At 59.3% G+C, this 13,911-nt stretch carries 8 protein-coding genes; all 8 read left to right on the forward strand.

Going from position 1 to position 13,911, the window contains the following annotated elements; all coding sequences use genetic code 11:
- Positions 1-180: 180 nt before the first annotated feature.
- The 8 genes from FOV68_RS04560 (at position 181) to yegS (ending at position 13,792) form a co-directional block, all read left to right on the forward strand.
- Positions 181-1,419, forward strand: coding sequence for an MdtA/MuxA family multidrug efflux RND transporter periplasmic adaptor subunit (locus tag FOV68_RS04560; protein ID WP_143990400.1), 1,239 nt, complete (start codon positions 181-183; stop codon positions 1,417-1,419).
- Positions 1,419-4,541 (forward strand): MdtB/MuxB family multidrug efflux RND transporter permease subunit, encoded by a 3,123-nt coding sequence (locus tag FOV68_RS04565; protein WP_143990401.1) that lies wholly within the window; start codon positions 1,419-1,421, stop codon positions 4,539-4,541. The genes FOV68_RS04560 and FOV68_RS04565 overlap by 1 nt, the downstream gene beginning before the upstream one ends.
- Positions 4,538-7,612, forward strand: coding sequence for a multidrug efflux RND transporter permease subunit MdtC (gene mdtC / locus FOV68_RS04570; protein WP_143990402.1), 3,075 nt, complete (start codon positions 4,538-4,540; stop codon positions 7,610-7,612). Before FOV68_RS04565 ends, mdtC begins: the two co-directional genes overlap by 4 nt.
- Before the next feature lie 51 nt (positions 7,613-7,663).
- Entirely contained in the window at positions 7,664-9,070 is a 1,407-nt protein-coding gene (locus FOV68_RS04575) for an MFS transporter (RefSeq protein ID WP_031592103.1), read from the forward strand.
- Positions 9,067-10,455 carry a two-component system sensor histidine kinase BaeS gene (gene baeS, locus FOV68_RS04580; RefSeq protein WP_143990403.1) on the forward strand — a complete coding sequence of 463 codons (1,389 nt, stop codon included), beginning with the start codon at positions 9,067-9,069 and terminating at the stop codon, positions 10,453-10,455. The genes FOV68_RS04575 and baeS overlap by 4 nt, the downstream gene beginning before the upstream one ends.
- 6 nt (positions 10,456-10,461) lie before the next feature.
- On the forward strand, positions 10,462-11,169 hold the full coding sequence (gene baeR, locus FOV68_RS04585; RefSeq protein ID WP_031592098.1) for a two-component system response regulator BaeR: 708 nt from the start codon (positions 10,462-10,464) through the stop codon (positions 11,167-11,169).
- Between the two features lie 120 nt (positions 11,170-11,289).
- Entirely contained in the window at positions 11,290-12,672 is a 1,383-nt protein-coding gene (gene yegQ, locus FOV68_RS04590) for a tRNA 5-hydroxyuridine modification protein YegQ (protein WP_143990404.1), read from the forward strand.
- A gap of 220 nt (positions 12,673-12,892) precedes the next feature.
- Complete coding sequence (gene yegS, locus FOV68_RS04600; RefSeq protein ID WP_045140650.1) at positions 12,893-13,792, forward strand: lipid kinase YegS; 900 nt, start codon at positions 12,893-12,895, stop codon at positions 13,790-13,792.
- Positions 13,793-13,911: the final 119 nt, after the last annotated feature.

Consider the following 13,911-nt stretch of genomic DNA (forward strand, 5'->3'; position numbering starts at 1 on the left):
CGGCTTTATGACGATTGTGATGCGATTAATGAAAGAACAGGCATAATTACCCCGCCCTGACAGATATCCTTATTTCCTTCAACTTCTGCCCGTCAGAGGCGGCTACACTCTGTCGTTTGCAGGCTACCCATTTTATGCCTGCGCCTGGGACTACGTCACTGCTGGAGAGCACCAACAATCATGAGCACCCGACATTCTGTTATGAAGAAAACCCTTATCGTGCTGGCCCTGATCGCCGTGGCCGCTGGCGGCTATTATGTCTGGCAGCGCCATGCCCAGCCCCAGAGCAGCAGTCAGAGTGACGCACCTGCGCCACGTGGCGGCAAAGGCGGCGGTGACGGCGCCCGTCGTCCCCTCGCACCGGTTCAGGCCGCTACGGCCACCAGCCAGAGCGTGCCGCACTATCTGAGCGGACTGGGTACGGTGACCGCGGCTAACACGGCCACGGTGCGCAGCCGGGTCAATGGCGATCTGCTGGCAATCCACTTCACCGAAGGCCAGCAGGTGAAAGCGGGCGAGCTACTGGCAGAAGTCGACCCGCGCCCTTATCAGGTGGCGTTAACGCAGGCGCAGGGCCAGCTGGCGAAAGATCAGGCGACGCTGGCCAACGCCCGTCGTGACCTGGCGCGCTTCGAGAAACTGGCAAAAACCTCGCTGGTGTCGCAACAGGAACTGGATACCCAGCGCTCACTGGTCAGTGAAACGCTCGGCACGCTGAAAGCGGATGAGGGAAGCGTCGCCAGTGCGCAGCTCAATCTTACCTACAGCCGGATCACCGCGCCGATTGCCGGCCGCGTCGGGCTGAAACAGGTGGACGTCGGCAACTACGTCACCAGCGGCGACACCACCGGTATCGTGGTGATCACCCAGACGCACCCGATTGATGTGGTTTTTACCCTGGCTGAGAACAGCATCAGTTCCATACTCAAGGCGCAGAAAAGCGGTGAGCCGCTGCTGGTGGAAGCCTGGGATCGCAGTAATCAGAATCTGATCGCCAGCGGCAAACTGCTGAGCCTCGATAACCAGATTGATGTCACCACCGGCACCATCAAAATTAAAGCGCGTTTTGATAATCAGGACGACACGCTGTTTCCCAATCAGTTCGTGAATGTGCGGCTGAAGGTCAATACCCTGCAGGATGCGATTGTTATCCCACCTGCCGCGCTGCAGATGGGCAACGAAGGCAACTTTGTCTGGGTGGTTAACAGTGACAACAAGGTCAGCAAGAAAAGCGTGATTGCCGGCTTGCAGGATAGCGAGAAAGTGGTGGTCAGCGCCGGTCTGGAGGCAGGTGAACGCGTCGTGACCGATGGGCTGGATCGCCTGACGGAAGGCGCAAAAGTCGAGGTGGTCGCGCCTCAGAGCAACGCACCGCGCGCTACCCGCGCCGCCCTGCCGTCAAAAGGAGAGCGTGAGTAATGCAGGTCATGCCTCCCGATCACAGTGGCGGACCGTCACGCCAGTTTATCCTGCGGCCGGTCGCCACCACGCTGTTGATGATTGCGATCCTGCTGGCCGGGGTGCTGGGCTACCGCTTCCTGCCGGTCTCGGCGCTGCCGGAAGTCGACTATCCGACTATTCAGGTCGTCACGCTCTATCCGGGTGCCAGCCCGGATGTGGTCACCTCCTCCATCACCGCGCCGCTTGAGCGCCAGTTTGGTCAGATGTCTGGACTGAAACAGATGGCGTCGCAAAGCTCCGGCGGTGCCTCGGTGGTGACGCTGCAGTTCCAGCTGACGCTGCCGCTGGATGTGGCAGAGCAGGAGGTGCAGGCTGCCATTAACTCCGCCACCAACCTGCTGCCCAACGACCTGCCTAATCCGCCGGTCTACAGCAAAGTGAATCCTGCCGATCCACCGATCATGACGCTTGCCGTCACCACGCGCAGCATGCCGCTGACGCAGGTGCAGGACATGGTGGAAACGCGGGTGGCGCAGAAAATTTCTCAGGTCAGCGGCGTCGGACTGGTGACGCTATCGGGCGGTCAGCGTCCGGCGGTGCGGGTGAAAATGAATGCGCAGGCGCTGGCTGCGCTGGGTCTGACCAGCGAAACGGTGCGGACCGCCATCAGCAATGCCAACGTTAACTCCGCCAAAGGCAGCCTGGATGGTCCGACCCGCTCAGTTACCCTGTCAGCCAATGACCAGATGAAATCAGCGGAAGATTATCGCCAGCTGATTATCAGCTACAAAAACGGCGCACCGGTGCGTCTTGGCGACGTGGCGACCATAGAACAGGGGGCAGAAAACAGCTGGCTTGGCGCCTGGGCCAACCGCGATGCGGCGATTGTGCTCAACGTTCAGCGTCAGCCTGGTGCCAATATCATCGCCACAGCAGATAATATCCGTGCCATGTTGCCCGCCCTGACCGCTGCCCTGCCGAAGTCGGTGGAGGTTAAACTGCTCACCGACCGCACCACCAATATTCGCGCTTCGGTCAACGACACGCAGTATGAGCTGATACTGGCGATGGCGCTGGTGGTGATGATCATCTATCTGTTTCTGCGCAACGTGCCCGCCACGCTGATCCCGGCGGTTGCGGTGCCTCTGTCGCTGATCGGCACCTTCGCGGCGATGTACTTCCTCGGCTTTTCAATTAACAACCTGACGCTGATGGCGCTGACCATCGCCACCGGCTTTGTGGTCGATGATGCCATCGTGGTGATTGAGAACATCTCACGCTATATCGAGAAAGGGGAAAAGCCGCTGACCGCCGCGCTGAAAGGTGCCGGAGAGATCGGCTTTACCATCATCTCCCTCACCTTCTCGCTGATTGCAGTGCTGATCCCGCTGCTGTTTATGGGCGACGTAATCGGCCGTCTGTTCCGCGAATTTGCCGTGACGCTGGCGGTGGCGATTCTGATTTCAGCGGTGGTGTCACTGACCCTGACGCCGATGATGTGCGCCAGGATGCTGAGCGCGGAGTCGCTGCGCAAACAGAACCGCTTTTCGCGGGCCAGCGAAGCGATGTTTGATCGTATCGTGGCCGCCTATGGCCGCGGCCTGAAACGGGTACTCAATCATCCCTGGCTCACGCTGTCGGTGGCGCTTGGCACCCTGGTGCTGACGCTGGTGCTGTGGATGATCATCCCGAAAGGCTTTTTCCCGCAGCAGGACAACAGCATTATTCAGGGCACGCTGCAGGCACCGCAGTCGGTCTCCTATGCCAGCATGGCACAGCGCACCCGCGACGTCGCCTCCATCATCATGAAAGATCCGGCAGTGGAGAGCATGACTTCGTTTGTCGGCGTGGATGGCACCAATGCCTCGCTGAACAGCGCGCGTCTGCAGATCAACCTCAAACCGCTGGATCAACGCGACGACCGCATTCCTGCCATTCAGCAGCGCCTGCAACAGCAGGTCAGTGAGGTACCGGGCGTGCAGCTGTGGCTGCAGGCGGTGCAGGATCTCACCATTGATACCCAGGCGAGCCGCACGCCCTATCAGTTCACGCTGCAATCGGGTTCACTGTCTTCGCTCAGCACCTGGGTTCCGGCGCTGCTGACCCGGCTCAGTACCCTGCCACAGCTGCGTGATGTCAGCAGTGACTGGCAGGATCAGGGTCTGGAAGCCTATGTCAAAGTGGACCGCGACAGCGCCAGCCGCCTTGGCATCAGCATGGCGGATGTCGATAACGCACTGTACAACGCCTTTGGTCAGCGGCTCATCTCCACCATTTATACCCAGGCGAACCAGTATCGGGTGGTGCTGGAGCAGGACAATAGTGCCACTCCAGGCATGGAGAGCCTGAATGCGATTCGCCTTAACAGCAGCGACGGCGGCAGCGTACCGCTGAGCGCCATTGCCCGCATTGAACAGCGCAGCACGCCGCTCAGCATTAACCATCTCGATCAGTTCCCGTCGGCGACCTTCTCCTTCAACGTAGCTGACGGCTATTCGCTGGAAGATGCGGTGAAAGCGGTGTCGCAGGCTGAAGCCGAGCTTGGCATGCCCGCAGAGCTGATGACGCAGTTCCAGGGCAGCACGCTGGCGTTTGAAGCGGCGCTGAGCAGCACCGTCTGGCTGATTGTGGCGGCCATTGTGGCGATGTACATCGTGCTGGGCGTGCTTTATGAGAGCTTTATTCACCCCATCACAATTCTCTCAACGCTGCCCACGGCGGGTGTCGGCGCGCTGCTGGCGCTGATGCTCAGCGGCAATGAGCTGGATATCGTGGCGATAATCGGCATCATCCTGCTGATCGGCATCGTGAAAAAGAACGCCATCATGATGATCGACTTTGCGCTGGCGGCCGAGCGTGAACAGGGTATGAAGCCTGTTGATGCCATCTATCAGGCCTGCCTGCTGCGCTTCCGCCCGATTCTGATGACCACGCTGGCCGCCCTGCTCGGCGCGCTGCCGCTGATGCTCAGCACCGGCGTCGGTGCCGAACTGCGTCATCCGCTGGGGATTGCCATGGTTGGCGGGCTGATTCTGAGCCAGGTGCTGACCCTGTTTACCACACCGGTGATCTACCTGCTGTTTGATCGACTGGCGCACGCCACCCGCCGCCGCTTTGCCCGCACGGAGGCCGCAGAGTGAAGTTCTTTGCCCTGTTCATCAACCGGCCCGTCGCCACCACCCTGCTGACGCTGGCCATCGCACTGGCGGGGATGCTGGGTTTCCGGCTGCTGCCGGTAGCGCCGCTGCCGCAGGTTGATTTTCCGGTGATCGTTATCTCGGCTTCGCTGCCGGGTGCCGCACCGGAGATCATGGCGTCGTCGGTGGCCACGCCGCTGGAGCGCTCGCTGGGACGCATCGCGGGCGTCAGTGAAATGACCTCTACCAGTTCGCTGGGCAGCACCCGCATCATTCTGGTGTTTGATTTTGATCGCGACATCAACGGAGCCGCGCGCGATGTGCAGGCCGCGATTAACGCAGCGCAAAGCCTGCTGCCTACCGGGATGCCGTCGCGCCCGACCTATCGCAAAGTGAACCCTTCAGATGCGCCGATTATGATCATGACGCTGACCTCGGATACCTATAATCCGGGTCAGCTCTACGATTACGCCTCGACCCAGCTGGCGCAGAAACTGTCACAGATTGAGGGCGTGGGCGACGTCACCGTGGGTGGCAGCTCGTTGCCTGCGGTCCGCGTGGCACTGAATCCACAGGCGCTGTTTAATCAGGGCGTCTCGCTGGATGCGGTGCGCACCGCCATTTCCAACGCCAATCAGCGACGGCCGCAGGGCGCACTGGATGATTCGCAGCAGCGCTGGCAGTTGCGTACCAATGACGCGTTGCAGACCGCCAGTGAGTATCAGCCGCTGATAGTGCATTACAACAACGGTGCGGCGGTCAGGCTGTCGGATGTGGCGACAGTCGAAGATTCAGTGCAGGACGTACGCAACGCCGGGATGTCGCGCGGTAAACCGGCGGTGCTGCTGCTGATCCGCAAAACGCCTGAAGCCAACGTCATCGATACGGTGGACCGCATCCGCGCCGAAATGCCGCTGCTGCATGAGGTGATCCCGGCCGCCATCGATCTGCAGATTGCGCAGGATCGCTCACCCACCATTCGCGCCTCGCTGCATGAGGTGGAGCAGTCGCTGGTGATCGCCGTGGCGCTGGTAATTCTGGTGGTGTTTATTTTCCTGCGTTCGGGCCGCGCCACGCTGATCCCGGCCGTCGCGGTGCCGGTTTCACTGATCGGCACCTTTGCCGCGATGTACCTGTGCGGCTTCAGCCTCAACAACCTGTCGCTGATGGCGCTGACCATCGCCACCGGCTTTGTGGTGGATGATGCGATTGTAGTGCTGGAGAACATTGCCCGACACGTAGAAGCGGGCATGAAGCCGCTGGCCGCCGCACTGAAAGGGGTGCGGGAAGTCGGTTTTACCGTGTTGTCGATGAGCCTGTCACTGATTGCCGTGTTCCTGCCGCTGCTGATGATCGGCGGACTGATTGGCCGCTTCTTCTCAGAATTTGCCATTACGCTGTCGGTGGCTATCGTCATCTCGCTGTTTATCTCGGTCACCCTGACGCCGGTGATGTGCGCTTATCTGCTTAAGCCGCACGCGCCGCGCAGCCAGCCGCGTCAGCGCGGCGCGGGTCGGCTGCTGATGGCGATCCAGCAGGGCTATGGCCGCTCGCTTAGCGTGGTACTGAACCATGCGCGCTGGGTGATGGTGCTGTTTTTCGCCACCATCGTCCTGACCGGCTGGCTGTTTGTCCATATTCCGAAAACCTTTATGCCGGAGCAGGATACCGGACGACTTTCCGGGTTTATCTCTGCCGACCAGAGCATTTCGTTTCAGGCGATGCGCAGTAAACTGCAGGATTTTATGGAGATTGTCGGGGCCGATCCGGCGGTAGAGAGCGTGGTGGGCTTCACCGGCGGGATGCGTACCAACAGCGGCTCCATGTTTATCTCGCTGAAGCCGCTGTCGGAGCGGAAAGAGAGCGCAGTGGAGATTATCGCCCGCCTGCGCAATAAGCTGGCGAAAGAACCCGGGGCCAGTCTCTATCTGAATGCGGTGCAGGATCTGCGCGTCGGCGGTCGGGAATCGAATGCCGGTTATCAATATTCCCTGCTGTCGGACGACCTTAACGCCCTGCGTGAGTGGGAGCCAAAAATCCGTCAGGCGTTCTCTGCTCTGCCACAGCTGGCGGATGTGAACTCCGATCAGCAGGATAAAGGCAGCGAGATGGCGCTGACCTATGACCGGGAAAGTATGGCGCGGCTTGGCATCGATGTCTCTCAGGCCAATGCCCTGCTGAATAACGCCTTTGGTCAGCGTCAGATCTCCACCATCTATCAGCCGCTTAACCAGTACAAAGTGGTGATGGAAGTCGATCCGCGCTACACCCAGGATATCAGCGCCCTGTCGCAGATGTTCGTGATAAACAGCGAAGGTAAAGCGATTCCGCTGTCGTGGTTTGCCCACTGGCAGCCCGCGAATGCGCCGCTCTCGGTCAACCATGAAGGGCTGTCTGCCGCCTCGACCATTTCATTTAACCTGCCGGAAGGGGTGTCGCTGTCGCAGGCGTCGGAGGCAATTGAACGCACCATGACCGCGATTGGCGTGCCCTCCAGCGTGCGCGGCAGCTTTGCCGGTACGGCGCAGGTGTTTCAGCAGTCGCAAAGTAATCAGCTCTGGCTGATGCTGGCGGCGATTGCGGCGGTCTATATCGTGCTGGGGATCCTCTATGAGAGCTATGTCCATCCGCTGACGATCCTCTCTACCCTGCCCTCGGCGGGTGTCGGTGCGCTGCTGGCGCTGGAGCTGTTCGATACGCCCTTCAGCCTGATTGCGCTGATCGGTATTCTGCTGCTGATCGGAATCGTGAAAAAGAACGCCATCATGATGGTCGATTTTGCGCTGGAGGCAGAGCGCAACGGCCAGCTCAGCGCGCGGGAGGCGATTTTCCAGGCGTGCCTGTTGCGCTTCCGGCCGATTATGATGACGACGCTGGCGGCGCTGTTTGGCGCGCTGCCGCTGGTGCTGACCAGCGGCGACGGCGCAGAGTTGCGTCAGCCGCTGGGGATTACCATTGCAGGCGGGCTGGTGATGAGCCAGTTGCTGACGCTCTACACCACGCCGGTGGTCTATTTAATGATGGATAAGTTGCGCCGTAAAAAACGCCCGCTGGCCGCCGCGCAGCAGCCGTAACAGGTATGGCGGCAGCAGACATCGGACGTGACGCCTTTATCGGGGGGATCGATGAGTACGCAAAGCACTAACGTCCGCTGGCAACTGTGGATTGTTGCCATCGGCTTTTTTATGCAGACGCTGGATACCACCATCGTGAATACCGCGATCCCGTCGATGGCGCACGATCTGGGTGTCAGCCCGCTGCACATGCACTCGGTCATCGTCTATTACGTGCTGACGGTGGCAGTGATGCTGCCGGTCAGCGGCTGGCTGGCCGACCGTTTTGGCGTGCGCAACATTTTCTTCTGCGCGATTGTGCTGTTCAGCCTGGGATCACTGCTGTGCGCCCTTTCCGGCACTCTGGATCAGTTGGTGCTGTCGCGGGTGGTTCAGGGGATTGGCGGGGCCATGATGGTGCCGGTGGGTCGCCTGACGGTGATGAAAATCGTGCCGCGCGAGCAGTATATGTCCGCCATGACGTTTGTCACTCTGCCCGGCCAGATTGGCCCGCTGCTGGGTCCGGCGCTGGGCGGTGTGCTGGTGGAGTACGCCAGCTGGCACTGGATCTTCCTGATCAATATCCCGGTCGGCATCGCAGGCGCTATCGCCACCCTGATGCTGATGCCCAACTACAGCATGCAGACGCGGCGCTTTGATTTCGGCGGTTTTATCCTGCTGGCCGCCGGAATGGCAACCCTGACGCTGGCGCTGGATGGTCAGCGCAGCAGTGGCGGCTCTCCGCTGCTGCTGGGTGCCATGATCCTCATTGGCATGTTCTCTTTGCTGTTCTACCTGATGCATGCGCGCGGCAATGATAATGCGCTGTTCAGCCTGAAGCTGTTTGATAATCGTATCTACTCCATCGGACTGCTCGGCAGTTTTACCGGCCGCATCGGCAGCGGCATGCTGCCCTTTATGACGCCTATCTTTCTGCAGCTAGGCATGGGTTACAGCCCGTTTCATGCTGGTTTGATGATGATTCCGATGGTGCTGGGAAATATGGGGATGAAGCGCATTGTGGTGCGCATCGTCAATCTCTTTGGCTACCGCAACGTGCTGGTGATGTCGACCGTGGCGCTGGCGCTGGTGGTCCTGCTGTTCCCGCTGGTGGCAATTCTGGGATGGGTCTGGCTGCTGCCACTGGTGCTGTTTCTGCAGGGCATGGTCAACGCCATTCGTTTCTCCTCAATGAATACCCTGACGCTGAAGGAGCTGCCCGATGAGCTGGCGTCCAGCGGCAACAGCCTGCTGTCGATGATTATGCAACTGTCGATGAGTATTGGCGTTACCGTGGCCGGGCTGCTGCTGGGGGCATTTGCTCAGGAGAGCGCAGCGAACAGCACGGCGGAACATCAGATGTTTATTTATACCTACCTTTGCATGTCGCTGATTATCATCCTGCCCGCGCTGGTGTTCTGGCGCGTGCCGCCACAGGTGAGTACCAACGTTGATTTGCGACGCCGGAGAAAAAAATGAGAGTTAACCTGCGCCTGGGCATCGGGGCCAAACTGTTTATGGCGATTTTCGCCACCTGCATGCTGGTGCTGATTACCATGCACTGGGGAGTTCGCCTCAGTTTCGAGCATGGCTTTGTCGACTACATTAAGCGCGGCAACGAGCAGCGGTTAAATCTGCTCAGCGATGCCCTGGCCGATCAGTATGAGCAGCACGGCAACTGGGATTTTTTGCGCCACAACGATCGGCTGGTGTTCACCATGCTGCGCTCGCTGGAGCAGAATCCCGACAGCAACAGTCAGTTGCCGCCGCACGGCTGGCGCACCCAGTTCTGGATCCTCGATCAGCAATATAAAGTGCTGGCCGGGCCAAAATCGCCGGTGCCGCCCGAAGGCACGCGACGCAATATCACCACCAGCAATAATAAAGTGGTCGGCTGGGTCATCGGCTCGCCGCCGGAGCGGCTGACGCGCAGCACCGACATTAACTTTGATCAGCAGCAGCGCCGCACCAGCTGGATTATCGTCGGGCTGTCTACGCTGCTGGCAGCGCTGGCGACCTGGCTGATGGGACGCGGTCTGCTGGCTCCGGTCAAACGACTGGTCGATGGCACCCATCATCTGGCGGCCGGTAATTTTGCTACCCGTGTAGAGGTCAGCAGCCGGGATGAGCTGGGCCAGCTGGCCAGGGACTTTAACCTCCTTGCCAGCTCGCTGGAGAAAAATGAGAGCATGCGCCGCGCCTTTATGGCCGATATCTCCCATGAGTTACGCACACCACTGGCGATCCTGCGCGGTGAACTGGAAGCGATGCAGGATGGAGTCCGCAAACTGACACCGGAAGCGATCGCCTCGCTGCAGAGCGAAGTGGTGGTGCTGACCAAGCTGGTCGAAGATCTGCACCAGCTGTCGCTGTCCGATGAGGGCGCTCTTGCCTATCGCAAGCAGGCAACCGATCTGGTGCAGCTGCTGGAAGTGACGGCAGGCAGCTTTGCCGAACGCTATCGGGCACACGGCCTGACGCTGAAACTCAATCTGCCCGATAACGCCCCCTTCTTTGGCGACCCCGACCGCCTGATGCAGTTGTTCACTAATCTGCTGGAAAACAGCCTGCGCTACACCGACAGCGGGGGCCGGGTTGAAGTGACGCTGAATTATGAGGCGCCCAACTGGCGCATCGAGTTTGATGACAGCGCACCGGGCGTGGATGGGGAACATCAGGCCCAGATTTTTGAGCGCTTCTTCCGCACCGAAGGCTCGCGCAATCGCGCCAGCGGCGGCTCGGGACTGGGCCTGGCCATCTGTAAAAATATCGCTGACGCGCATGGCGGCGATATTCATGCGGCGCACTCTGATTTAGGTGGACTGAAAATCGCGCTACACTTGCGCTATGTTCCCCTTGTGTAGACGCTTATGAGCCTGGAAAACCACGACCCGCTGATTCTGGTGGTCGAAGATGAGCCGAAACTGGCGCAGCTGATGATCGATTATCTGCACGCCTCGAACTACCGTACCCATCACATCGCCGACGGCAACGCGGTGCTGGAGTATGTGCGCCAGACGCCACCCGACCTGATGCTGCTGGATTTGATGCTGCCAGGCACCGACGGTTTAACGCTGTGCCGTGAAATCCGTCGTCATTCCGAGCTGCCGATTATTATGGTAACCGCCCGTACCGAGGAGATCGATCGGCTGCTGGGGCTGGAGCTGGGCGCAGATGACTACATCTGTAAGCCCTTCAGCCCGCGTGAAGTCGTGGCGCGAGTTAAAACGATTCTGCGCCGGGTAAAACGGTCGGCGGAAGAGCCGCAAAGCGCCTCGTTACTTCGCGTCGATGAGAGCCGCTTCTTCGCCAGCTGGCGCGAAAAACCGCTGGATTTAACACCGGCGGAGTTCCGCCTGCTGAAAACGCTGTCGCTGGAGCCGGGCAAGGTCTTTTCACGCGAACAGCTGCTCAACCATCTCTATGATGACTACCGCGTGGTCACGGACCGCACCATCGACAGCCATATCAAGAACCTGCGGCGCAAGCTGGAGAATCTCGACAGCGAGCAACCTTTTATCCGCGCCGTCTACGGCATGGGCTATCGCTGGGAAGCCGATGCCTGTCATTTGATCTAGTTTGATCCTGATCAATTTACTTCCCTTTTCTCACTGCCTACAATTCCGCACCTTTTGCAGGGCTTAACTGCCCTGCACCTGCCGCCTGAGGCGACATGCTGACCTGACATCAGTGAGAAAATCATGAAACCCGAACTGCTTTCCCCCGCTGGCACCCTGAAGAACATGCGTTACGCGTTTGCTTATGGTGCCGATGCCGTCTATGCCGGCCAGCCGCGCTACAGCCTGCGGGTGCGCAACAACGAATTCACCCACGAAAACCTCGCACTGGGCATCAGTGAAGCGCACGCACTGGGTAAAAAATTCTACGTGGTGGTGAACATTGCGCCACACAACGCCAAGCTGAAAACCTTTATTCGTGACTTAGCGCCGGTAGTGGCGATGCAGCCCGACGCGCTGATTATGTCCGATCCCGGCCTGATTATGCTGGTGCGAGACGCTTTCCCGACGATGCCGATTCATCTGTCGGTGCAGGCCAATGCGGTTAACTGGGCCACGGTAAAATTCTGGCAGCAGATGGGGCTGAGCCGGGTGATTCTGTCACGCGAGCTGTCGCTGGAAGAGATCGCCGAGATCCGCCAGCAGGTCCCGGAGATGGAGCTGGAAGTCTTTGTCCATGGCGCGCTCTGCATGGCCTACTCCGGTCGCTGCCTGCTCTCCGGCTATATGAACAAACGCGACCCGAATCAGGGAACCTGCACCAACGCCTGCCGCTGGGAGTATAAAGTGGCGGAGGGTCAGCAGGATGAGGTGGGGAATATCGTTGGTATCCACACGCCTGTCGCCGTACAGGATGTGACGCCAACGCTGGGCGTTGGTCAGCCCACCGACAAGGTGTTTCTGCTGGAAGAGAAGATGAAGCCCGGCGAGGTGATGAGCGCGTTCGAAGATGAGCACGGAACCTACATCATGAACTCGCGGGATCTGCGCGCGGTCGCGCACGTGGAGCGGCTCAGCGAGATGGGCGTTCATTCGCTGAAGATTGAGGGACGCACCAAGTCCTACTACTACTGCGCCCGCACCGCCCAGGTTTATCGCCGGGCGATTGATGATGCCGCTGCCGGTAAGCCGTTTGATCCCTCACTGCTGTTAACCCTGGAAGGCATGGCACATCGTGGCTATACCGAAGGTTTCCTGCGCCGCCACACTCACGACAGCTACCAGAATTATCAGCAGGGCTTTTCGGTGTCCGATCGCCAGCAGTTTGTCGGCGAATTCACCGGCGAACGCCGGGGCGAATGGGCTGAAGTGGCGGTGAAGAATAAGTTTATGCTGCACGACAGTGTGGAGATCATGACGCCTCAGGGGAACCTGAATTGTCAGCTGGACGCGCTGCAGAATGCGCGCGGCGAACCTACTGAAGTTGCCCCGGGCGATGGCCATCGCGTCTGGCTGCGGGTGCCCGAGGAGGTGGATCTGCGTTTTGCACTGCTGCTGCGCAACTTCGACCACGGTGAAGATACCCGTGACCCTCATAATCGTTTACCAACGGAAACATTTTGAGGAAATCAGAACAGGATCACAGACCCCTGCGCGGCGCTGCTTTATAGTCCCGCCTGCTGCTAACGAGTAACAATAAACGGCAGATTTACCAGGAACCACCTCATTTACCCGCCCGGCTCCCCCGTGCGGGTTTTCTTTTTTCTCTCTTTCGCCAATAATTTACTGCTGGCAGCTGTGTTATAAATCCCTTCTTACTCTGTAGATCTTCAAGGAACGCAAAATGGATAATAAACCGCTTACGCTGCTCATCCTGAATGGGAAAGGCGCGGGTAATGATGATCTGCGCGAAGCTATTACGACCCTGCGTGAAGAAGGCTTCGACATTGCGGTGCGTGTCACATTTGAAAAAGGTGACGGCGATCGGTACGTCAAAGAGGCCATTGCGCTGCAGGCCGCGACCGTGGTGGCCGGTGGTGGCGATGGTACCATCAATGAAATTGCGACTGCGCTGGCTTCTTCTGAAGCGGATCATCGCCCGGTGCTGGGCATCCTGCCGCTGGGTACCGCCAACGATTTTGCCACCAGCGTCGGCATCCCGGAAGAGATGGAACCGGCACTGCGACTGGCGATTCAGGGCAAAGCCAGTGCCATCGATCTGGCCAGGGTAAATCAGAGCCACTACTTCATCAATATGGCGACCGGCGGGTTTGGTACCCGTATCACGACTGAAACGCCGGAAAAGCTGAAGTCGGCGCTGGGCGGCGTCTCCTACTTTATTCACGGCCTGATGCGCATGGATACGCTGAAACCGGATACCTGCGAGATCAGCGGCCCCGATTTCGCCTGGCAGGGTGATGCGCTGGTGATCGGTATCGGTAATGGTCGTCAGGCGGGCGGCGGTCAGCGGTTGTGCCCTTCTGCCCTGATCAACGATGGCAGACTGGACGTCAGTATTGTCACCGCACAGGAGCTGCTGCCTACCCTGCTGCACTCGCTGACCGGCGACGATGACAATCCCGGCATCGTCACCACGCAACTGGAGTCACTGACGATCCGTTCTCCGCATGAGATGACCTTTAACCTTGATGGCGAGCCGCTTTCCGGGCGCGAATTCGTGATTGAGGTGATGGCGGGCGCGCTGAGCTGCCGCCTGCCGCCGCAGTGCGCGCTGCTTGCCTGAACCGACATCAGGGGCGAAAGCCCCTTTTTTATTGCTGCCAATAGCGCCTATTTTGTTCGTAACATTCCCCCTGCTGCCTCGCTTTATGACGCCTTAATCGCCGTTTTCAGACAATGTAA

The sequence above is a fragment of the Pantoea sp. paga genome, from assembly GCF_007558755.1.
GTDB lineage: Bacteria > Pseudomonadota > Gammaproteobacteria > Enterobacterales > Enterobacteriaceae > Pantoea > Pantoea agglomerans.

What these genes read in the sequence shown, in the direction of transcription:
- FOV68_RS04560 (WP_143990400.1), top strand. Translation starts at nt 181, where the DNA reads ATGAGCACCCGACATTCTGTTATGAAGAAAACCCTTATCGTGCTGGCC.
- FOV68_RS04565 (WP_143990401.1), top strand. Translation starts at nt 1,419, where the DNA reads ATGCAGGTCATGCCTCCCGATCACAGTGGCGGACCGTCACGCCAGTTT.
- FOV68_RS04575 (WP_031592103.1), top strand. Translation starts at nt 7,664, where the DNA reads ATGAGTACGCAAAGCACTAACGTCCGCTGGCAACTGTGGATTGTTGCC.
- baeS (WP_143990403.1), top strand. Translation starts at nt 9,067, where the DNA reads ATGAGAGTTAACCTGCGCCTGGGCATCGGGGCCAAACTGTTTATGGCG.
- baeR (WP_031592098.1), top strand. Translation starts at nt 10,462, where the DNA reads ATGAGCCTGGAAAACCACGACCCGCTGATTCTGGTGGTCGAAGATGAG.
- yegS (WP_045140650.1), top strand. Translation starts at nt 12,893, where the DNA reads ATGGATAATAAACCGCTTACGCTGCTCATCCTGAATGGGAAAGGCGCG.